The 21,272-nt window shown below is 72.9% G+C and carries 14 protein-coding genes; 2 read left to right on the top strand and 12 right to left on the bottom strand.

Translation table 11 applies throughout. The features are described 5' to 3' along the window. Nucleotides 1-129: 129 nt before the first annotated feature. Both NE236_RS13420 and NE236_RS44465 read right to left on the bottom strand, forming a co-directional pair. Nucleotides 130-678 (bottom strand): YciI family protein, encoded by a 549-nt coding sequence (locus tag NE236_RS13420; protein WP_252842267.1) that lies wholly within the window; start codon nt 676-678, stop codon nt 130-132. Between the two features lie 97 nt (nt 679-775). After that, nucleotides 776-1,036, bottom strand: coding sequence for an NUDIX hydrolase (locus NE236_RS44465; protein ID WP_308209097.1), 261 nt, complete (start codon nt 1,034-1,036; stop codon nt 776-778). A 943-nt stretch (nt 1,037-1,979) separates the two neighbouring features. On the opposite strand from NE236_RS44465, the gene NE236_RS13410 reads away from it, so the two are divergent. Continuing rightward, entirely contained in the window at nt 1,980-4,016 is a 2,037-nt protein-coding gene (locus NE236_RS13410) for a WD40 repeat domain-containing serine/threonine protein kinase (RefSeq protein WP_252842265.1), read from the top strand. 23 nt (nt 4,017-4,039) lie between these two features. Here NE236_RS13410 and NE236_RS13405 read toward each other — a convergent pair whose 3' ends face one another. Both NE236_RS13405 and NE236_RS13400 read right to left on the bottom strand, forming a co-directional pair. Continuing rightward, the gene (locus NE236_RS13405; protein ID WP_252842264.1) at nt 4,040-4,720 is read right to left on the bottom strand and encodes a TetR/AcrR family transcriptional regulator; all 681 of its coding nucleotides are present in this window, start codon (nt 4,718-4,720) and stop codon (nt 4,040-4,042) included. A gap of 5 nt (nt 4,721-4,725) precedes the next feature. After that, on the bottom strand, nt 4,726-5,640 hold the full coding sequence (locus NE236_RS13400) for a sigma-70 family RNA polymerase sigma factor (RefSeq protein WP_252842263.1): 915 nt from the start codon (nt 5,638-5,640) through the stop codon (nt 4,726-4,728). Between the two features lie 72 nt (nt 5,641-5,712). Here NE236_RS13400 and NE236_RS13395 point away from each other — a divergent pair, with 72 nt between their 5' ends. Next, a complete protein-coding gene (locus NE236_RS13395; protein ID WP_252842262.1) occupies nt 5,713-6,783 on the top strand; it encodes an oxidoreductase in 1,071 nt (356 codons plus the stop codon). On the opposite strand, the gene NE236_RS13390 is transcribed toward NE236_RS13395, so the two are convergent. The 8 genes from NE236_RS13390 to NE236_RS13360 form a co-directional block, all read right to left on the bottom strand. Beyond that, the gene (locus tag NE236_RS13390) at nt 6,689-10,834 is read right to left on the bottom strand and encodes an alpha-(1->3)-arabinofuranosyltransferase domain-containing protein (RefSeq protein ID WP_252842261.1); all 4,146 of its coding nucleotides are present in this window, start codon (nt 10,832-10,834) and stop codon (nt 6,689-6,691) included. The two genes, NE236_RS13395 and NE236_RS13390, sit on opposite strands and share 95 nt — an antisense overlap. Next, a complete protein-coding gene (locus tag NE236_RS13385; RefSeq protein WP_252842260.1) occupies nt 10,822-11,979 on the bottom strand; it encodes a glycosyltransferase family 4 protein in 1,158 nt (385 codons plus the stop codon). The genes NE236_RS13390 and NE236_RS13385 overlap by 13 nt, the downstream gene beginning before the upstream one ends. A gap of 176 nt (nt 11,980-12,155) precedes the next feature. Continuing rightward, nucleotides 12,156-12,929 (bottom strand): glycosyltransferase, encoded by a 774-nt coding sequence (locus NE236_RS13380; RefSeq protein ID WP_252842259.1) that lies wholly within the window; start codon nt 12,927-12,929, stop codon nt 12,156-12,158. Between the two features lie 3 nt (nt 12,930-12,932). Continuing rightward, nucleotides 12,933-13,067 carry a hypothetical protein gene (locus tag NE236_RS43495; RefSeq protein ID WP_289850344.1) on the bottom strand — a complete coding sequence of 45 codons (135 nt, stop codon included), beginning with the start codon at nt 13,065-13,067 and terminating at the stop codon, nt 12,933-12,935. Then, entirely contained in the window at nt 13,064-14,773 is a 1,710-nt protein-coding gene (locus NE236_RS13375; protein ID WP_252842258.1) for an MmpA family trehalose lipid delivery protein, read from the bottom strand. Before NE236_RS13375 ends, NE236_RS43495 begins: the two co-directional genes overlap by 4 nt. Before the next feature lie 3 nt (nt 14,774-14,776). After that, the gene (locus tag NE236_RS13370) at nt 14,777-17,059 is read right to left on the bottom strand and encodes an acyl-CoA dehydrogenase family protein (RefSeq protein WP_252842257.1); all 2,283 of its coding nucleotides are present in this window, start codon (nt 17,057-17,059) and stop codon (nt 14,777-14,779) included. Between the two features lie 24 nt (nt 17,060-17,083). Beyond that, nucleotides 17,084-19,282, bottom strand: a complete 2,199-nt coding sequence (locus NE236_RS13365; RefSeq protein ID WP_252842256.1) for an acyl-CoA dehydrogenase family protein — start codon at nt 19,280-19,282, stop codon at nt 17,084-17,086. A gap of 110 nt (nt 19,283-19,392) precedes the next feature. Then, nucleotides 19,393-21,075, bottom strand: coding sequence for a hypothetical protein (locus NE236_RS13360; protein ID WP_252842255.1), 1,683 nt, complete (start codon nt 21,073-21,075; stop codon nt 19,393-19,395). Nucleotides 21,076-21,272: the final 197 nt, after the last annotated feature.

Here is a 21,272-nt window from a genome sequence, read left to right as displayed (position 1 = left end):
TAGGTCTGGTGGAGAGCACCTATCAGAGGAGTTGCCCCGGCGTTGGAGGCGGGAACCGCCTCGAAGAGCGTCATCACCTCCGGTACCAGGCGTCTGATCCCCAGCCTTTCTCGTCACGTTCATAAGTCATTATCGCCGCCCGCCGAACTCCCAGGCGTGGACCTCGATGTCGGCGTACCGGTCCGCGGTCAGGACGGCGCGTGCCGTGTCCGGGTCCGGCGCCCTGACCAGCGCCGCCGTACCCACCCAGGTGGAGCCGTCGTCGGACAGCAGGGGCCCGTACGCGATCAGTTCGTCCTGGTCGGCCGGCACGGCGAGGTCGGCCGCCTGCCCCGAACCGAGGCCGAGCACCAGGTACCGGTCGCCTCCGGTCCGGCCACCGGGGAAATCCCACATCGTGCGCCCGAGCAAGTTGCGCCACCGGCGCAGCAGCACGTCCCGGTACGCGCCGGCCTGGTAGCTGGGCTCGTCGAAGGCGAACGCGCGGGCGGCGGCGGGATCCGGCAGGTCGACGATGTGCACGCTGCCGGTGAGCATGCCGTCGTCACGGACGAAGGTCGGGCCCCGGGCGATCAGCTCCTTCTCGTACCGGTCCATGTAGGACCAGTGCTCTTCCAGCAACTCGTGGCGCAACGCCAAGGAGCCGGGCCGATCGCGGTGGTAGCAGAAGAACTCCATCCCCGGTTTGTACACCACGCCCGGACTCGCCCTCACGCTCGCGTAGCTGCGTCCACGAGCTGATGGAGGACACCTATCCGAGTCGCCTGGAACGGAGTCAGCCAGTCGGTCGCGCATGAGAACGGGTGTGGTGTGCCACGGTCACGTCGATGATCTGGCTGTTGTCGGGAGGAAGGCCGGCGGTGTCCCACCAGCGGATGGCGCTGATCTCCTGGTTGGGGGTGAAGCCGTCGTCGCGGGCGAGGACCCGGGCGGTGTAGATCGCGGCGTATTCGTCGCGTGGTGGGGTGGTGAGCCGGAAGCGTGCGTACCCGGCGAGGGTGAGTGTCGGCAGGTGCAGGCCGCTCTCCTCGTGCAGTTCCCGTACGGCGGCTTCGAGGGGCGTCTCGCCGGGATCGATCCGGCCGCCAGGGTGATCCAGTCACCCTCCGGCTGCATGTCGATGATCTCCGACGGTACCGTCGAGGGTTTTCGCACTCAGAACAACGAAAACCCTCGACGTGGACACCGAAGATCGCTCGATGAGGCGGACGCGCTCGACCACCGACCCTGGGGGCGGACAAAAGCTCGGTGATGACACCGACCACGAGGCGCTTCATCCGGATGGCGATGCCTTTCACCTCGCCTTTCCCGAGCATTTCGATCGCCCCCTACGACACCGGCGCACCGGGCGCGGGCGAGTCCTTCGGTCAGGCCCGCCGCCAGGACGCCGATCGCCGCGACGGGCAGCGGTCCGTGCGCCTCCACGGCCTCATACAGGGAGGGGCCGGGGATGTAGGCGCTGGCCATCCACGGCGGGTGAGCGTCGGAGTCGGCCTTGACCAGCTGCGCGGTGTAGAACCCGCCGACCCTCCGGGCGGCCTTGGCCTCCAGGGCCAACCGGCGCCGGAACCCCGCGTCGTCGGCCAGTTCGGGGCGTACCACCTTGACCGCGACCGGACGCCCGCCACGGGAACGCCCCAGGTACACCTGCCCCATTCCGCCGCCGCCCAGCCGCCCTTCCAGCCGGTACGGCCCCACCTGGCGCGCTCCCGCAGCGGCTCCATCCGGGACCTGCTCCCGCTCAGAAGAACATCCATGTACAGTTGATGTAGATCCTTTCAGGAAACGACCTTTTCGTGAAGTGATCGGGTTCCATGGCGGTTCCCGTGGCGGCGGTCCGGGGACCCGGGCGGGCGGTGGACGCCGACGAGCCTGTCGACGACGCCGGCGCGTTCACGTACTTCGGTGAGCGGTTGTTTCCCGAAGGAATCCGGTCCAGTCTGACAGACGCTGGTGTTCTTTCCAGATGGGCGCTACTCATGGATCCTCTGCAGGTCGGCGATCCGCGGCAGGTAGGGGCGTATCCCCTGCTGGGGCGCCTGGGCGGCGGCGGGATGGGCCAGGTGTTCGTGGGCCGCTCTCGCGGAGGCCGTCTGGTCGCGGTGAAGCTCGTACGCCCTGAGCTGGCGGACGATAGGCGGTTCCGCCTCAGGTTCGCCGAGGAGGTCGCCGCGGCCCGCAGGGTCGGCGGCTTTTACACCGCCCCGGTGGTCGATGCCGATCCCGACGCCGATCCACCGTGGTTGGTCACCGCCTTCATCGCCGGCCCATCGCTGCAACAGGCCATCGAGGCACATGGGCCGCTACCGGCCCAGGCGGTCGGGGTCCTGGGGGCGGGGCTGGCGGAGGGGCTGGCCGCGATCCACAACGTGGGCCTGGTGCACCGTGACCTCAAACCCGGCAACATCATCCTCGCCGCCGACGGTCCCCGCGTCATCGACTTCGGCATCGCCCGCGCGCTGGACGCCACCCACGCCTCGACCACCGTGCTCGGAACCCCCGGGTTCATGTCCCCCGAGCAGGCGAGTGGACTCCGGGTAGGACCGCCCAGTGACGTGTTCGCGCTGGGCTCGGTGCTCACGTTCGCCGCGACCGGGTACGGCCCCTTCGGCGCAGGTTCGGCCGAAGCGATCGTGTACCGAGTCGTGCACCACGATCCCGACCTGACCAGGCTCCCCGCCCATCTCACCGGATTGATCAGCGGCTGCCTTGCCAAGAAGCCGGAGGAACGGCCCGGCCTCACCGAGATCCTGGACCGGCTCGCGCTTCCCGCCGGAAAGGGGGGTACATGGCTCCCACCTGCCGTCACCACGATGATCAGCGAATGTGATCGTGAGTTTTCGCACCAGGCCCGTGCGCCGAGGCCGGACACCAGGGCGCTGACCGCAAGGTCACACGGTCGTCAGTGGCGCCCGAGCCGCCGTGACTTCATGGTGGCCGGGCTGGGCGTCGCCTCCGTCGCGGCCATCCCGGCGGTTTCCCTGCTGCGCTCAGTGGGCGCGAGCGGGCATCCGACTCCGACGCCGAATGCGACCGGGCACTCCGAAGCCCCGGTGACGCTCCTCTACGGCGGCAACAAAATGGTGCGATCGGTGGCCTTCAGCCCGGACGGCAAAATGCTGGCCGGTGTCGGCGACGACGGTAAGGCCAGGCTGTGGGAGGTGGCCACCGGGACGTTGGCCAAGACCTTCACTCACACGGTCACCAACCCCTGGGCGAGGCCGCTCGCACAGGTCACCGCTTTCAACTCCCAATTCTCGGCCACCATGTCCGCGGCGTTCAGCCCGGACGGGGCCGGCCTGGCGGTCGGCAATGGCGACGGGACGATCAGCCTGTGGAATGTCGCCACCGGCGCCGTCACCACCCTCCCCTACCTCAACCCCGTCGAGTGGAACGGCTCTCCCGGCTGTGTGGCGTTCAACCCGGCCGACGGGACGCTGGCAGCCGCCTACGACGCCCCGGCCATCAGGCTCTGGAATCCGGCCACCCGGACGAGCAGCGCGACCCTGCACACCGGCAACGGCTACTGGGTCGCGGTCCTGGCGTTCAACCCCTCCGGCCGCATCCTGGCCAGCGCCAGCGGCAACGGCAACCCCGGGAACACCAGCAGCGACGGGCTGCTCCAACTGTGGGACACCTCCTCCCATGCGAACATCGCCACCCTGGCCCATACCAATTCCAGTGCGCACTCCCTGGCATTCAGTCCCGACGGAAAGACGCTGGCGAACCTCCGCAGCGACGGGACGATCACGCTGTGGGACGTCACGGCCCGTACGAGGATCGCCGGCCTGACCGGGCCCGGCTCCGGCGTGACCTGCATCGCGTTCGGCCCGGACGCCGTCCTGGCAACCGGTTTCAATGACGGCACCGTCACGTTGTGGGACGTCACTCGCCGCAAGGGCATCACTGCCCTCAGCACCGGCACCGATGCCGCGATCAACTGCGTCGCCTTCAGCCCGAACGGCAGGACCGTCGCCATCGGAGGCAGGAATCTGACAATGTGGACGATCGGTTAGAGGTCACGGGCGAGCTTGCTGGATCACGCCGATCCCGGCCGACCTGCCTGCTGTCCGAAGGCTCCGGCCTTCCAGAGGGTGCGGACGTGGTCGATCACCGATGGTCCGATGGCGCGCAGCGCCTCCAGATCGTTGTCGGCGACCGCCTGGGTCACCAGGGTGCTGGTCCCCGCGACGATCAGTTGGCAGGCGAACCGGCCCGCGTCATCGGTGACCCCCATGAGGTCGGCGAAGTTGGCGGTGATGGCGGCCTGCAGCTCACCCCGGCGCCCGATGGCCTCGGGCCCGGCCGCGTACACCTCGATCAGGAACAACCGCGTGTAGGGCAGTTCGATGGCGAGCGCTTCGAGGTAGGCGGTGAACGCCCGCTCGAACCTCTGCAGCGGATCGCCGGCCGCCTCCGGTCCGGGTACGCCGCGCTCGTCGGCGCCGACCATCTCCAGCAGCCGCCTCATCAGCAGGTCGCCCGCCACGTCGAAGGCGGCCATGAAGCAGTCGATCTTGGAATCGAACACCTGGTAGAAGCTCTGCCGCGACACCCCCGACCGCTTCAGTACGTCGGCGACCGAGGTGGCCACGTACCCCTTCTCGGCCATCACCTCCGCCATCGCCGCGCACAGCCGCGATCGCTGGATGCGCTCCACTTCCTCCGGCGCAAGGGCGTAACGCCCGCGAGGCAGCCGACGCGGCGATGAGTCCGACACGTGTTTCACCTTAGATCGTCGCCGTCCCGGTAGGACCAGGCGGCAGGCCTGACGTCCAGGACCGCGAGGTCGAGCCGCCGGAGGCGAGCCGGGTCGGCGATGAGCTCGTACTCGGCGACCCGGTCGCCCGCCACCGTGATCGCGAGAGCGAGCAGCAGCCGGCCGTTCGGGGCGACCACGGCACCGACCGTGCCGTCGACCAGCGCCGGCTCCGCGAACCTCGCGCGCCGTCCGAAGACCAGCATCTCCCGCGCGACGGCGTCCGCCCCCCGCAGCACCGTCTCCCGGCCCGGCGTCAGCGCCAGGGCGTCGGCTCGCCGTACGACGTCCGGGGCCAGCACGGCGAGCAGCGCGCCCAGGTCGCCGCCGCGCGTGGCGGCGAGGAACGCCTCGACGACCCGCCGCTGCCGGGCAAGCTCCGAGACGGGGACCGCGGCGGCGCCGCGTACCCGGTGCCGCGCCCGGCTGGCGAGTTTCTTCGTGGCGACCGGGGTGCGGTCGACGATGGGAGCGATCTGGTCGAACGGCACGGCGAACAGGTCGTGCAGCACGAACGCGACACGCTCGGCGGGAGGGAGCGCGTCCAGCACCACGAGCATCGCGCGGCCGACCGCGTCGACGAGGACCGCCTCCTGCTCCGGATCGTCGTCCGCCGCCGGGGCGGGCACGTGCCACCCCAGCGGGTCCTCCCGGCGCGATGTGCGCGTGCGCAGCATGTCGAGGCAGAGGCGGGACACCACCGTACGGAGCCAGGCCTCCAGATTGTCGATGCCGCCGAGGTCGGTGCGGCTGAGCCGGAGCCAGGCCTCCTGGACGGCGTCGTCCGCCTCGCTCAGGGAGCCCAGCATCCGGTAGGCCACCGCGCGCAGTTGCTCGCGATGCCCCTCGAACTGCTCGGCCGGCCCGTCGTGCTCGTCCATCGGTCACCTTTCACCGTCGCGCTCCGTCTGTCTCGTGGCGCCGAATCAGCGAGCGATGAGGAAGAAAGATCAATGATGCGACAGAAGCAGGGTAGCGAGTTCGGCGGGAACCGCCCGTTGCTGGGTCCGGTGGCCCTCGGGGACCTCCGGCTGCCGAACCGGGTGGTGATGGCGCCGTTGACGCGGTGCCGTGCGACCAACGAGGACCTGGTGCCGACGGACCTGCATACCGCCTACTACGGCCAACGGGCGAGTGCCGGCCTGATCGTCGCCGAAGGCAGCTGGGTGAGCGAGCGCGCGATCGGCTTCCCGAACGTCCCCGGCATCTACAACGAGCGGCAGGCCGCCGCGTGGAGCCGGGTCACGGACGTCGTCCACGCCCTGGGCGGACGCATCGTGTTGCAGCTCTGGTACGCCGGTGCCGACGCGCGATCCGTACGGGAGCTGACCCCGGCGGACATCGGGCGCACGGTGGCGGAGTACGGCGCCGCGTCCGAGAACGCGCGCCGGGCCGGATTCGACGGCGTCGAGATCGCCGCGAACGGCACGTACCTGATGGCGCGGTTCCTCAACCCGCGGCTGAACCGGCGAACCGACGCGTACGGCACCCATCGGGACCGTCTGCTCTTCGAGGTCGTCGACGCGGTGACCGCCGCGTGGGACGGGCGACGGGTCGGCGTACGGCTGTCGCCGTACTGGACCATCGACGACGCGCCCTCCGCCGACCGTTCGCGCGACGACTACCCCTACACCGCCGATGAGCGGACCCTGGTGGGCCATGACACCGTCGTGGCCGGGCTGAACGAACATCCCCTCGCGTACCTGCACCTCCGCGGTCCCGCTCCCAGGAACCCCGTCCCCGACATCGACGCGATCGCCCGCTACCGCAAGCTCTTCGACGGGCCGCTGATCGCCAACCACGGCTACGACCGGGAGACGGGTGACGCGATCGTCGAGGCCGGCATCGCCGACGCCGTGTCCTTCGCCCGCCTCTTCATCGCCAACCCCGACCTGGTCTGCCGGTTCGCCCTGGGACGGGAGACGGCGATCAGCGACCCGGCGACTCACTACTCCGGCGGGGCCCGCGGCTACGTCGACCATCCGATCTGGCCGGGGTCCCGAACCCCGCCAGTGCCGCGATGAGACGCGCGACGATGAGGAGGCAGAGGAGCCCTGGGAGGGTCTCGGCGAAGAAGGCCCCCCAGGAGTTCTGCGCCGACTGCAGTCGCAGGCCGATCGTCAGGGACGCCGTCGCGGCGAGCATCGCCGCCGCCGGGAGCCAGGCGGCGGCCGGCCGCACGCGCGGCACTCTCGCGGAGGCGGCGAACACCACCACGGCGACGAGCGCCACGGCCGACGCGGTGATGCCCCCGGCCCAGAATCCGATGCCGGCGGTCCCCACCGCCCCGGCGATCGTCGTGATCACGGTCGACACCGTCCCGCGCGGCGCCGACTCCGGCTCTGCGGCCCGGTCCCGCGCGTCCTCCCCGTCGGGCCGGTGCCGGGAGGGCCAGCGGGCGGCGATCAGCAGGATGAGGAGGAAGTTCAGGCCGGCCAGGACGGAGGCCTGGTAGGTGCGGTCGGGCGTGTACGACAGGTGGACGGTGCCGATGGTGCCCGCGGGGACCGCCCACGCCTGTCGCCAGCCGTCGATGCGGACCGGGCGCAGGGTCCGGCCGCCGATCTTCGCCTGCCACCCGGCGTTGGCGTTCTCGTTGACCACCAAGTAGGACGCCTGCTGGGCCGAGACCTCGACCTGCCGGTGCTCGGACGTCCACCGCGTCACGGTCACCGGCGCGGGCTCGTGGTCGGCGGCGGCCGCGGCGCCGACCGGGCTCAGCACGGCCGAGTCGACGCGGAAGGTGTCGAAGGGCACCGGGGTGAGCCGGTCGTCCCCGGCCCTGACCGTGACCGTACGGCAGGCATGGAAGCGAATGGGACGGCCCTGCAGGAGGTCCGCGTACGTGCCGGTCGCTCGCGTGGGGACGTCGGTGCCGCCCAGGCGCAGGCGCGGGCCGAAGCCGCACGGCAGGGGGACACGGGCGCCGGGGAGCGTGCGGAACGGCGGGACCCCGGGCACGGTGACGTCGGTTATCTGCGGCAGGCCGGAGAAGCGCAGCGTCAAGTGGCCGGTCCGCATCGGCTTGAACGACAGGCGGCCGTTGTCGTCGAGCGGCGCCTCGCGCCACTGGCCGTCGTCCCCCTCCAGGCGGACCTGGGTGAGAAAGGCGGCACCGGCCGGGCGTCGTACGGTGATCCGGCCGACGCGGATCTTGCGCTTCCAGGCCAGTGAGAGCCAGGGGGCGCGGTCCCCGGTCGCGGGCACCCAGGTGGTCGCCGGGTCGGCGTCGAACGCGGCGCGGGGCAGGGTCGCGGGCTCGCCGGTCAGGGTCGAGCTCGCCGTGACCTTCAGGCGGGGATCGGTGCTGGTGTAGCGCTGGATCAGGCCGGGATCGGTGAGGGTGGCCGTTCCGGACAGCTTGGCGGTGCCCGTACGAGCGGCGGCGAAGACGCGGTCGAAGCCGTACGGCTCCTCGTCACGGCGTTCGAAGAACGGCGAGCAGACCCAGCGGACGGAGCCCTGCATGCAGGCGGGCATTCCGCCGGAGGTCCGCGACATCACCACGGTGGCGCCGGCCGGGACCGAGGGCAGGCGGTACTCGCGGGCCGCGTGCACGCCGTCGATGTGCAGTTCGGGTACGGCGACGCGGGCCGCGGCGGGTACGGCGGGCCGGGCGGTGAGGGAGAGGACGCGGATCCGCAGCCAGCGGGTCGCTCCGGCGGGGACGCGGAGCGGCTGGGCGGGGGAGGTACGGGCGAGGCGCTGGACGATCCGGCCGGTCTCGGTCTCCACGGCGATCTCGTCGGGCGGCGGGCCGAGCCGGTCGTCCTGGGCGAACATCGCCGTGACGTTCCGGGGCGTCAGCGGGTGGTCGAAGTCGACTCTGAGCCACTGGCCGACGGGGCCGGTCCACCCGCCGCTCTCCCACCGCGTCCGCGGGTCGCCGTCCAGGGCGGCGTACGGCAGGGCGCCGCTCTGGTCGAGTTCGGCGGGCGAGGTGACGTCCGACGCGGAGGCGGAGGCCGTGACGTCCCTGATGCCGCTGTAGGCGGCGACCGTGGAGTAACGGTCCCAGCCGGATTCGAGGATGTCCCGCCGCGTGGCGGGCACGGTCGCGCGCTCGGCGGTGGTCAGGGTGGGCGAGGTGTGGCCGCGCAGTTCCCCGAAGTCGCGCTCCACCCGGCGCAGGGAGTCGGCGACGACGGACCGGCCGGTGGTGTTCGGGTCGTCGTCGCCGAACAGGACGGGCCGGTCGCCCAGCAGGCCGTTGTCGGCCAGGGTGAGCAGTGCCTCGGGCGAGCCGTACAGCCGCAGCGCCCGGTCGGCGTCGAGGAGCCCGACGGCGTCGTCCGCGCCCCCGACCTCGTAGATCTCGACGGGCGCGTACGGCTGGTCCGGGGAGCCGACCGCGTCGTCGGGCAGGGTCGAGCCGGCCGGGACATCGCCGAACCAGGCGACCCGCCGGATGCCGGGCGAGGCGTCCAGGGCCTGGTGGACGCGGGCGGGCCACGCGCCGCGCAGATCGCTGCGCTGCAGGTCGTTGCGCACGAGGAGGTACCGGACGCCCATCCGGGCCAGTACCTCGGTCAGACCCTGGGAGCCCTGACCGGTCGTGATCCGCTGGTCGATGGCGTCCATCATCCGGGTCAAGCCCGCCGACCCGGCGGGGACGAGCTGCCGTTCCCCCCAGCGGACGTTGAGGAGCGGCTGGGTGATCTCGTCCATGGGGCGTCCCCACAGGTACTCGCCGAAGCGCGCACCGGGGACGACCATGACGCCCTGCTCTCCGGCGCGCCCGTTGAGCCAGGCGGCGGCCTCCCGCCAGTACTGCGGGACCTTCGGGAAGTCGCCGTCGGCGGACAGGCCGGTACTCAGCGCGGACAGCATCACGCCGGCCAGGGCGGCCGCCGCTCCGACCGCCGCCCAGGGCCGCCGGGACCGGCGCGGGGACGACAGCAGGTGCGCGACGCCCAGGGCCAGCGGCAGCCGTACCAGGCCGTCGAACTTGTAGAGGTTGCGGAGCGGGGCGAGCGGCCCGTCGATCAGGTCCCGTACGGCGAGGGCGAGCGGGCCCGCGTGCCCGGCGACCATGACGGTGAGGCCGGTCAGCAGGGTGAGGATGAGGAAGGTCCGCTCGGGCAGCCCGGCGCGCATGAGACCGGCCAGCCCGAGGGCGGCGATGAGGCCGGTGCACAGGATGGGGGCGGTCTCGGTCGCGAAGGCGTGGCCGAGGGGCCACCAGGCGCGGCCGTCGACCACGAGGAAGTTCACCCAGCGTTCGGAACCCCGCAGGACGTTGGCCGGGCCGGTGGTCGCGGTGGTCGTCGCGGCCTTCTCGGTGTAGAGCAGCCACGAGTAGGCGTACCGGCCGAGCAGGAGCAGGGGCACGGACCACCAGGCGGTCGCGCAGCCGACGGCGACCGTCCACCAGGCGAGGAGGCGGGCACGGAGCAGCCGGGGGCGTCCGGTCCTGGTGAGCACGTACAGGACCGGGACGACGAGGACCGCGAGGGTCGCGGTGGCGTTGATGCCGCCGCAGCAGGCGACGGCGAGGCCCGACCGCGCGGCCGCCCGGACCCGCCCGCCGCCGTGGGCCGCGCCGACCAGCGGCAGCACCATCCACGGCAGCATGGCCAGGGGCAGGTACTCGGAGGAGTTCGTGCCGAGGGACGCCAGCCCGTGCGGCCCGAGGGCGTACGCGAGCGCGCCGATCAGCCGCGCCGTCGGCGTGCCGATCGCCAGCCGTCCGGCGAGGCGGCGGGCGCCGAGGAACGCGGTGCACAGGAGCGTCGCCAGCCACAGCCGCTGGGTGATCCAGGGCGGCATTCCGGCGAGGTGGGCGAGCGCGTAGAACGGGCCCATCGGGAACAGGTAGCCCGACACCTGGTTCTGCAGCTGGCCGAACTGCTCGATGTCCCACAGGTGCAGCGCCCGGCCGAGGAAGCCGAGCGGGTTCACCGCCATGTCGATCTTGGTGTCGGCGATGATGCGGCCCGGTCGCGTCGCCGTCGCGAGCAGCGTCAGGAGCGCGCAGCACAGCAGGGTCCGCAGGCGTTCGCGGAGCCGCTCGTCGACGCCGTCCGGTTCGTCGGCCGTGCCGGGGAGCGCCTCGGCCCTGGTCAGCGCGGCCATGGGAACGACTGATCCTCCAAGCCGTGCGCCGTACCGCGCCGTACGGCCGCGTCGAGCAGCGCCGCCATCCGTTCGGCGCTGTGGGCCCAGGCGAACTCGGCGGCCCAGGACCGGCAGGCAGCAGCCGTCTCGCGCCGCCGTTCCGGCCCGGTGAGCTCCTTCAGCGCCCGCTCCACGACGTCCGTGAGGTCGTCTCCCTCGGGCGCGAGCCAGCCGGTCACGCCGTCGATGACGGCGTCGCGCAGCCCGTCGACGTCGTACGCCACCGTCGGCACGCCCAGGGCCGCCGCCTCGGCCACGCTGAGGCCCCAGCCCTCCCCCTGCGAGGCGCTGAGATGGAGCCGGGCCCGGGCGACCAGCGCGACCTTGTCCTCCTCCGGCAGGTGGCCGTGCAGGACGACCAGGTCGTCCAGGCCGCGCGCGGCGACCAGGGCGCGCAGCCTTTCCCCTTCGGGCCCGCGCCCGATGACGTGCAGCCGGACGCGGAGGCGCTCGGCGACGTCGAGGAGCCGGTCGACGCGCTTGTGCGGGACGAGCCTGCTCACGCACACCAGCTCCGGCGCGCCTTCCTCCCGTTCCGAAACGGCGCCGGCGAGCGTGACGCCGTTCGGGACGACGTACACCGGCCCGGTCCAGGCCAGGCGCTCCCGCATGGCGGTCACCGTCGACGGCGAGACCGCCACACAGGCGTGCCGCCGGTACGCGCGCCGGGCCACTGGCCCTTCGAGAAACCGGCCGATCCGCGCCGGCCATGCCGGGAAGTGGACGCCGAACTGCTCGTCGTGGACGTGGTGGACGACGCACAGCACCGGCACGCCGCGCGGCATCACCCAGGGGGTGAAGAAGGGGATGCCGTTCTGGCAGTCGAGCACGGCGTCGAACGCCCGCCGGTGGATCAGCATCCAGGCCAGGACCAGCGGATAGATACTGAACCGGCCGCCGAGGCGGACGACCTCGACCCCGTCGACGCGTTCCCTCCGGGCCTGGCCGGGGGCCCGTGCGGTGACGAACCGCACCCGGGTCCCCCGCGCGGTGAACCACTGGGCCATCTCCCACGCGTAACGCTCGGCCCCGCCGGCCGCCGGGTGCCAGGGGTCGCGCCAGTTGACGACCGCGAGCGTCCGCAGCTCTCGCTCCGTGCGCACCCGGCCCGCAGTCCGCGGCCCTGGCTCCATGCCCTGTCGCCCGACAGTCCGCCGCCCTGGCTCCACGCTCTGTCGGCCCACAGTCCGCCGCCCTGGCTCCATGCCCTGTCGCCCCACAGTCCGCCGCCCTGGCTCCACGCTCTGTCGGCCCGCAGTCCGCGGCTCTCGCTCGGCGCTCATCCGGCCCGCAGTTCGTCGGCGACGGCGCGGGCGCGCCGGCCCGCCAGGGAGCACCTGGCCTGGGCGTGGATGCGGACCAGGTCGCGCAGGCAGCCGGCCGCGTGCCGCCGTACGGAGAACGTCGAGCCGGGCACGTCGTGCCACACCACCGGGATCTCCACGGCCGCGGCGCCCCGGCGACGGCAGTGCAGCAGCAGTTCCACGTCGAAGGCGAACCCGGGCGTGCGCAGGTCGGCGGCGGCGGACCGGGCCAGCGGGCCGGTGAAGAACTTGAACCCGCACTGCGTGTCGGTGACACCGCCGGTGAGGTCGCGGACCAGGCGGTTGAAGGTGAGGGCGCCCAGGCGTCGGAGCGGATGCCCGTACACCTCGACGACCGAGCCCGGGTGGCGCCGCGAGCCGACGACGACGTGGTGCCCGGCCCTGATCAGCTCGAGCGCGTCGTCGAGGGCGGCCAGGTCGGTGGCCATGTCCGCGTCGCAGAACCCGACGTACGGGGCGGTGGTGGCCAGCAGCCCCGCCCGGACCGCCGCGCCCTTGCCGGGCGTCGCGCACCGCAGGAGGCGCACCGGCACCGGCCCGGACCAGCGCGCGGCGATCCGCGCGGTGGCGTCGGCGCTGGCGTTGTCCACGACGATGATCGAACTGCTCAGCGGCAGGCCGACCAGCTTGTCCGACAGCCGCTCGAGGCCGTACGGAAGCCGCCCGGCCTCGTCGCGCGCGGGGATGACGACGTCCAGCGCCTCAGCGGGCGGGCCCTCCGGGCGCACGGGTCACCGGGTGCCGTAGTTGTACAGGGGCTTGACGACCGGGTCCCGCTGGGAGGTCGTGACGACGCGCACGATGCCGAACGAGGTCACGAGGGCCAGCATGATTCCGGCCAGCATGGCGACGGCGATCCGCATCATGGCTCCTTCGGCGAAGATCGTGCGAAGAGGCTACCGACCGGTAGTCGCGTTGACCAGACAACAACCGCAAATGTAATGAACCATGCAATTTCAACCGGCCACTGCGGAACGCGTTTCTCACGGCTCGGAACCACCGCGGGGATGCGGTAGAGCACCAGGTCAGGCCCTGCGGCGACCCGTTCGGTCCCGGCGAGACGCTCCGCCGGGACGCCCAGAGACTCGGGCGCGTCGACGGCGACGTAGCGGACGCCGCGGGCGCGCAGCGCGCCGGTGAGCGGCGCACCGGAGCGGATCAGGGGGCCGAGCGCCCGCGCCCGAGGGTCCTCCGCCGCCATCCGGAGGTCGCGCCGCCCGGTCGTCCCGACCCGTACCGCGTCGTTCAGGATCACCCGGCCCGGCAGGAAGCGTGGCAGCGGATCGAGCACCCGGCGGCCGTGGTTCCAGGGGTAACTCCGGTACGCCTCCCACGGCAGGACGAGCACGTCACCGGGGTCGGCCCGCACCACGGCGCGCGCCCGCGCCCAGTCGGCCGGGTAGCGCACCGCGGCGAGCCGTCCGCCCGCCCCCCAGGCCAGGCCGGGCAGCAGCGCCACCGGCACGAGAAGGGCCAGGGCGGCCAGCTCCGGGCGCCACCGGCCGAGACGGTCGACGGCCAGGCCGGTTCCGACCGCGACCGCCAGGGCCGACGGCGCGAGGTACTGCTGGCCGTCCCGCAGGACCGCGAACCCCGGCCACAGGCCGATCGCGCCGCGCAGGAGACCGGGTGCGACCGCGCCGAGGGCGGCCAGGAACAGACCGACCAGCGCCGCCGTCCCCAGCCCCCGCGTCCCGGTCCCCCGGCCCGCGTACGCCGCCAGGGCGAGCAGGACGACGCACAGCCAGGGCACGGCGGTGACGACGGCGCCGTACCCGGGCGGCACGGTCTCGGCGTTCCAGCCCCCGCCGAGGAGCAGCAGGCTGCCGAGCGTGCCGAACGGCGTGTCGGCGCGGGCGGCGAACGCCGTCACCCCGGCCGGGTCCGCCGGGACCCCGGAGAAGAGCTCCATCGAGGGCACGAACCAGGGCAGGCTCATCACGAGCAGCCCGGCGAGCGGCAGGAGAAGGCGCGGGGGCTCCCGGCGGAGGCCGATCGCGAGGACGACCAGGCCGGACACGGCCATCGCGGCGAACCCGCCGATCGCCGCCGGCACCAGGGAGAGGATCAGCCGACGGGGGTCGCCGCGCGCGGCGGCCCGCACCACCCACGGCAGCGCGGCGTACCCGAGGAGCAGCGCCCACTGGCCGAGCAGCAGGCGTTCGGCGACGAACGGGTTCCAGGCGTAGACGACGCCCCCGGCCAGCCGCGCCGTGAGCCGCTCGGACGGGACCAGGGCGGAGGCGGAGACACAGGCGATGACGAAGATCGCCAGCAGGATCGCCTTCTGGACCAGGTCGGCGGGCAGAACCTGGGACAGGGCCGTCACCACGGCGTCACTCGGCACGTGGCGCGGCAGCATGCCGGTGAGCCCGAACGTCTCCCGGTCGAACACCGGATGCGGCACGAACACCATGTCGTACGCCAGGACGAACCCCGGGGCCAGCGCGGGCCCGAGCGCCAGCAGCCCGAGGACGAGTCCCGTCCCGGCGGCGACGGCCGCGTGCCGGCGCCTCAGGGGCCGTCCCCCGAGTTCCGTCTCCGGCGAGAGAACGGCGGAGCCGCGGGCCACGCGCTAACGTCCCGGTTCGGGGTCCCGGGGCAGCCCGAGGAGGCGTTCGGCGATGACGTTGAGGTTGACCTCGGTGGTGCCCCCGCCGATCGTCATGGCCCGCGAGGCCAGCAGCAGCCGGGCCCACTCCGCGCGGGCGCCGCCCCGGCCGGTCAGCGCGCCCTCGGCGTCCAGCAGCCCGAAGCCGTACTCGGTGACCCGCTGGCCGTGCTCCATGCCGACGAGCTTGCTGACGTTCGCGGTGGCGCCGGCGTCCACGCCGGACAGCCGTTTGAGGGTGGCCCGCAGGCCCAGCAGCGCGAACACGTGGGCGTCGGCGACCAGGCCGCCGACTCCGTCACGTACGACCGGGTCCTCGGCGAGGCCGAGCTCGCCGACCAGTTCCAGCAGCCGGGGCACGTCGGCGCCGAGCTGCCAGCCGGTCGACAGGTTGACGCGCTCGGCGGTGAGGGTGACCCGCGCGACCTGCCAGCCGGCGTTCACCGGGCCGACGACGAGGGAGTCGGGCACGAAGACCTCGTCGAGGAACACCTCGTTGAAGACCTCCTCGCCGGTGAGGTCCCTCAGCGGCCGTACCTCGACTCCCGGAGACGCCATGTCGATCAGGAAGTAGGTGATGCCCTCGCGCTTGGGCGCGTCCGGGTCGGTGCGGGCGACGCAGATGCCCCACTGGGCGTACTGGGCGAGGGAGGTCCAGATCTTCTGCCCCGACACCCGCCAGCCGGTCTGTGCTCCACCCCCATAGCCACGCCCCGCCACCCCCCCGGTTCCACCCCCATGGCCACGCCCCACCACCCCCTCGGCGCGCTCCGCCCGGGTGCGCAGGCCGGCCAGGTCCGAGCCGGCGCCCGGCTCGCTGAACAGCTGGCACCACACGATCTCGCCCCGGAGCGTCGCGGGCAGGAAGCGTTCCTGCTGCTCCGGCGTGCCGTAGGCGGCCAGCGACGGCACGACCCACGCGCCGATGCCCAGCCGCGGCCCCTGGAGCGCGGCGGCGCGCAGTTCCTGGTGGATGACGACCTGTTCGAGCGGTGAGGCCGCCCGGCCCCACGGCCGGGGCAGGTGCGGCTGCACCCAGCCGCCGGCGGCCAGCTCCGCGACGCGCTCGCGCTCCTCCAGCGCGGCCAGCTCGGCCACCCGCGCCCGGATCTCCTGCCGCAGCGGCTCGGCCTCGGGCGGCAGGTCCGGCTCCCGATCCCGCGTCGTGCCGGCGAGGGCGAGCCCGGCGATCGACGCGCGCCACCCCGCCGCGCGGCCCAGCACCGCCCGCAGGGTCAGGGCCCGCCGGTAGTACAGATGGGCGTCGTGCTCGAAGGTGTAGCCGATGCCGCCGTGCACCTGGATGCAGTCCTCGGCGCAGGCCACCGCCGCGTCGGGGGCGACGACGGCCGCGACCCCGGTGGCGTACGGGACCTGGTCACCGCCGGTGACGGCCTGGGCGGCGTCCCAGACGGCGGCGCGGGCCTTCTCCAGCTCGATCAGCATCCGGGCGCACTTGTGCTTCACCCCCTGGAACTGCCCGATCGGGCGGCCGAACTGCTCCCGGCACCGGGCGTACGACGCCGCCGCATCGACCGCCCACCCGGCCACCCCGCAGGCCTCGGCGCCGAGGATCACCGCCGCGAGGGCCAGGACGCCGGACCGCGTGAGCCCGGTCAGGACGCGGTGCTCGGGCACGACGACGCCGCGCGGCGCGACGCGCGCCATCCCCCGTACGGCGTCGACGCCGTCCATCGCCTCGATGCCCTCGCCGAGCTCACGCCGGTACAGGACCACCCACTCCTCGGCGCCGCCGTCGACGGCGACCGGGACCACGAGGACGTCGGCCGGCAGGCCGCCGGGCACCGGCCCGGCGACGCCGCCGACGACGAGGGTGCCGCCGTCGCGGCGGCCGGTCAGCCCTGCCGCCAGGCACACCGCACCGGTCCGCGCCCCCTGGGCGAGGCCGCCCAGCAGTTCCTCGTGCGCCCTGGGCGCGTCGGCCGCGGCGACGACGGCGCTCGCCAGCACCGTCGGCACGTACGGCCCCGGCGCCAGCGCCCGCCCCATCTCCTCGACGGCGACCGCGAGTTCCAGGACGGAGAAGCCCTGCCCGCCGTACTTCTCCGGAAGATGCAGACCGAGCAGGCCCTGCTCCGCCAACTCCGGCCAGAAGGCGGGCCGCGACTCCCGTACGCCCTCGTCCGCCACTGCCGCCCGTACCACCGTGCGAGGCACGTGGCGTGCGGTGAAGCGCCGCACGGTCGCGGCCAGCTCCTCGTGCTCCTCGATCAGCCCGATCCCCATCGGCCGGTCCCCCGTGTCTCTTGCCTACTTGCCGGGCTCCGGGTCACGCGGCAGGCCGAGCATGCGCTCGGCGATGACGTTCAGCTGCACCTCGGTGGTGCCGCCGTAGATGGTCATCGACCGGCTGAACAGCATGTAGCGGGCCCAGAGGCCGGTGGCCTGGCCGGGCTCCTCCTCGGCGGCGACCGCGCCCTGCGCCTCCCAGATGAAGTCGGCGGCCTGCTGGTTGTACTGCACGCCGAGCAGCTTGCGGACGCTCGCCTCGGCGCCCGGCTCGTGCCCGGAGATCTGCTTCAGCGTGAGGCGCAGCCCGAGCAGGTCGATGGCCTGCCCCTCGCACAGCAGCCCGCCGAGCTCGGCGAGCGTGACCGGGCCGAGGTCCTTGCCCTGGAAGAAGCCCAGCAGCTCCTTCGTGCCCGCACCGAGGCCCTGCCCGCTGGACAGCTGCACCCGCTCGTTGCTGAGGGTGTTGCGGGCGACCTTCCAGCCCTGGCCGACCTCGCCGACGACGCGGTCGTCGGGCACGAACACCCCGTCGAGGAACACCTCGTTGAACATCGCCTCGCCGGTCAGCTCCCGCAGCGGCCGCACGTCGACGCCCTCGGACTTCATGTCGACGATGAAGTACGTGATGCCGTCGTGCTTCTTCGACTCGACCGAGGTGCGGGCGATGCAGATCGCCCACTGCGCGTGCTGGGCGATGGACGTCCAGATCTTCTGCCCGGTGAGCCGCCAACCACCCTCGACCCGCTCGGCCCGCATCTGCAGCGACGCGAGGTCCGAGCCCGCTCCGGGCTCGCTGAACAGCTGGCACCAGACCAGCTCGCCGCGCAGGGTCGGCGCGAGGAACCGCTCCTGCTGGTCCGGCGTGCCGTACCTCACCAGCGACGGGACCACCCACGCGCCGATGGCCAGCTGCGGTCCCTTGACCTTCGCGGCGCGCAGCTCCTGGAGGATGAGCACCTGCTCCATCGGGGACGCGGCCTTGCCCCAGGGCCGGGGCAGGTGCGGGAACACCCAGCCCTCGTCGCCCATCTTCGCGAACCGCTCCTGACCGTCGGTGATGGCGGCGAGCTGCTCGACCTCCGCGCGGATGCGGTTGCGCAGCGGCTCGGTGTCCTCGTCCAGCTCGACCTCGACCGCGCGGCGCGCGCCGCCCCGCGCCAGCCGCGCCACCGAGGCGGCCCAGTCCTTGCCCGGACCGAGGAGGACGCGCAGCGTCGAGGCACGGCGCAGGTACAGGTGGGCCTCGTGCTCCCACGTGAAGCCGATGCCGCCGAGCACCTGGATGCAGTCGCGGGCGCAGCGCAGCGCGGCGTCCGGGGCGATGGCGGCGGCGACGCCGGCCGCGAAGCCGGACTCCTCGGCGGGGTCGTCGGAGGCGCGGGCGGCGTCCCAGACGGCGGCGCGCGCCTTCTCCAGCTCGATCAGCATCCGGGCGCACTTGTGCTTGACACCCTGAAACTGCCCGATCGGGCGGCCGAACTGCTCGCGCACCTTGGCGTACTCCGCGGCGGTGGTCACGCACCAGTCGGCGAGGCCGGCGGCCTCGGCGCCAATGAGCAACGCGGCCAGGTCGAGGACCTCCGGGCCCGTGAGGCCGGTCAGGATCCGGTCGGCCGGGACGGTGACGTCGTCGGCGGACACGCGGGCGACGCGGCGGGTGCGGTCCAGGCTCCTGACCGGCGTGACCGTGAGCCGGGCGGCGTCGACGGCCACCCACTCCTCGCCATCGCCGGTGGCGATCGGCAGCACGATGACGTCGGCGAGCCCCGCGCCCAGAACCGGCTCGACCGTGCCGCTGATCGTCAGGCCGGCGTCCGTACGGCGGCCGGTGAGGCCGGTCGCCAGGGACAGGGCGCCGACCAGGGAGCCGTCGGCGAGGCCCGGCAGCAGCTCGGAGTGGGCCTTGCCGGCCTGTTCCGCGCGCAGCAGCGCGGCACTGGCCAGCACCGTCGGCAGGAACGGGCCGGGCACGACGGCGCGGCCGAGCGCCTCCAGGGCGACCGCGAGCTCCAGCAGGCCGGCGCCCTGCCCGCCGTACTCCTCGGGTACGTGCAGACCGAGCAGACCCTGGTCGGCGAGGCCCGCCCAGAATGCGGGGCGGACCTCCTCGTCCACGTCGAGCGTCGCGCGTACGACGTCGACGGGCGCGTTGCGCTCCGCCCATCCGCACACCGCGTCGGCCAGCGCCTCGTGCTCCTCGGTCAGCCCGATGGCCATGTCTCCACCCCATTCACAACGTCCTGTTGCGGCCTACCTTAGATCGCCGCCGAGGCCGAGTGGAATGGGATTCGGTATGTGACGCGGCTTTCGGAGACCGAGGAGCCGGGTCACGACACCTTGATGGACCGCATCACGTAGTTCACATCCGGCCACAGCGTCTTGTGGGTGTTCGGCACCGACATGAGCACCACGCCGGGCACCTTCTTGCCCGTGTCGACGAGGGCGACCGCGAAGAGCTCGCCCGTGGCCTTCACCCCGGGGCGGTGGTACGTCAGGTAGTAGCCGACCAGCCATCCCTTGTGCCCGTCGACCTCCAGTGGCTGCGAGGCCAGCACCTTCTTGTGATGCTTGTAGCCGTACATCCGCGCCTCGTAGGAGTCGGCGACCCGCGTGGCGGCGCTCCGCTCCGTGCCCGGGCCGTCATAGTCGTTCTTCTCGGAGCCGCCCAGCTGGGCGCTCAGCAGGCGACCCCAGCGCTTCGGCTGGTTCCCGGCCTTCTCGGTCACCGCGAACTGGCCGGCGCTGAACCCGAGCTCGGCCATGGCGCTCTTCTGGGTCTGCATCTGCCACGGCTTGCCGAGCTTCGGGTACGACAGCCCGGAACGGGGGTCGTTGATCCGCCCCACCGGCTTGGTGTGGTCGCCCTTGAACTGCGTGAGCGCCTTCTCCGCCGGCGCCGGCTGACTCGTCTTCGACGACGACGTCTTCGGCGGATGGCTCTGAGCGGAGCGCGCGGTGGTCTCCGAACCCCCGCGCACCTTGACGAAGTAGACACCGCCCGCCACGATCAGGCCGACGACGAGCACGCCCAGGCCGGCGATCAGCGGCAGCTTCGACCGACCCTCCTCCCGGAAGTCCTCGCTCGGCGGAGCGACCGGACCGCCGGTACCACCGTTCTCGTCGCGCATCCATTCCGGCAGCCGCAGGTTGCCGCTGCTGGGCTTACCGGGCTGCGGCGGCGGACCGGACGGGCCCACCGGCTTGTCCCACATCGGTGAATGATCGTCCGGCGCGAAGAACTCGTTCTCCGCGGCCTGGTCCTCGGCCGACACCGGCCGGCCCGCGGGGAACGGCGAGGCACCGGGCTCGCCGTCGAACGCCGTCTCCCCAGGAGCGCGGAACGACTGGGGCGGCGCGTCGTCGTACTGCTGTAGCCCGTTCGGCGCCGCGGCGCCGGAGGTGCCCTCCCCCGGCTTCAGCAGGGACTCGTACGAGAAGGGCTCCGACGCCTTGCTGGGGCCCGAGGTCATCACGTGGTCCGGCGCACCGGGCTCCCCGATGGGGTCACGCCCGGTCAAGCCGAACGAGGGGTCCGCCACCTCGTACCCGTACGCCGCGTCCCGCGCGTCGTACGGGTCGACGCTGGGAGTCTCCGTCCCGAAGGACGGGGTCGAGCCGGAGCTCCCGGTCTCGTGCCGGGCGGGCTCCATGACGTCGGCGGAGAACTCCGTCGTCGTGGACCGGCCGAAGGAGCTCGACGGCGCCTCCTCCTGCGGTGCCACGGACTCGAACGCCGTGGTCGGTTGGAAGGAGGGCTCCGGCTCGGCTGTCTCGGAACCGAACGAGCCCCCGGGCGGGAACGAAGCGCCCGGCTCAGGCCCGTACTCCGCGGAGGTCTCGGACTCGCCGCCGGAGTCGGGCGTCACCGGCCCGCCGCCCGGGTCGACGGGTTCGAACGGCGCGCGCTCCCGGCGAGTCGCCGTCGGCGGCTCCGCCGACGTCGGGACACTGGGGAACCCGCCCGTCGGCGCGTCGTCGTCCGCGGACCAGGAACCCGGCTGATCGCTCACGGGAGGGAACCCCGCCGGTGCGGCATCCTGTCCGTTGACCGCGGGAAGCGGGCCTGTCGGCTCATCCTGTTCGGAGTATCGGCCAGTGTGGCTGTTCGCCGGACGCCACTGCCCGGCGCTCCCCTGATCAGACATGCCGCACAGGTTACGTGAAGATCAACATTTCTCGCTTCAGTCACTAATTACGCTCAGGCCAC

It is taken from the genome of Actinoallomurus purpureus (genome assembly GCF_024055795.1).
Classification (GTDB): domain Bacteria; phylum Actinomycetota; class Actinomycetes; order Streptosporangiales; family Streptosporangiaceae; genus Actinoallomurus; species Actinoallomurus purpureus.
Note: the sequence above shows the minus strand (reverse complement) of the source record. Positions and strands in the feature narration are given on the sequence as shown.

Bases quoted from the DNA above. Each gene is read 5' to 3' on its own strand.
- NE236_RS13400 (WP_252842263.1), bottom strand. From the start codon at position 5,640: ATGGACGAGCACGACGGGCCGGCCGAGCAGTTCGAGGGGCATCGCGAG.
- NE236_RS43495 (WP_289850344.1), bottom strand. From the start codon at position 13,067: ATGATGCGGATCGCCGTCGCCATGCTGGCCGGAATCATGCTGGCCCTC.
- NE236_RS13420 (WP_252842267.1), bottom strand. From the start codon at position 678: ATGGAGTTCTTCTGCTACCACCGCGATCGGCCCGGCTCCTTGGCGTTG.
- NE236_RS13370 (WP_252842257.1), bottom strand. From the start codon at position 17,059: ATGGGGATCGGGCTGATCGAGGAGCACGAGGAGCTGGCCGCGACCGTG.
- NE236_RS13390 (WP_252842261.1), bottom strand. From the start codon at position 10,834: ATGGCCGCGCTGACCAGGGCCGAGGCGCTCCCCGGCACGGCCGACGAA.
- NE236_RS13410 (WP_252842265.1), top strand. From the start codon at position 1,980: ATGGATCCTCTGCAGGTCGGCGATCCGCGGCAGGTAGGGGCGTATCCC.
- NE236_RS13395 (WP_252842262.1), top strand. From the start codon at position 5,713: ATGATGCGACAGAAGCAGGGTAGCGAGTTCGGCGGGAACCGCCCGTTG.
- NE236_RS13365 (WP_252842256.1), bottom strand. From the start codon at position 19,282: ATGGCCATCGGGCTGACCGAGGAGCACGAGGCGCTGGCCGACGCGGTG.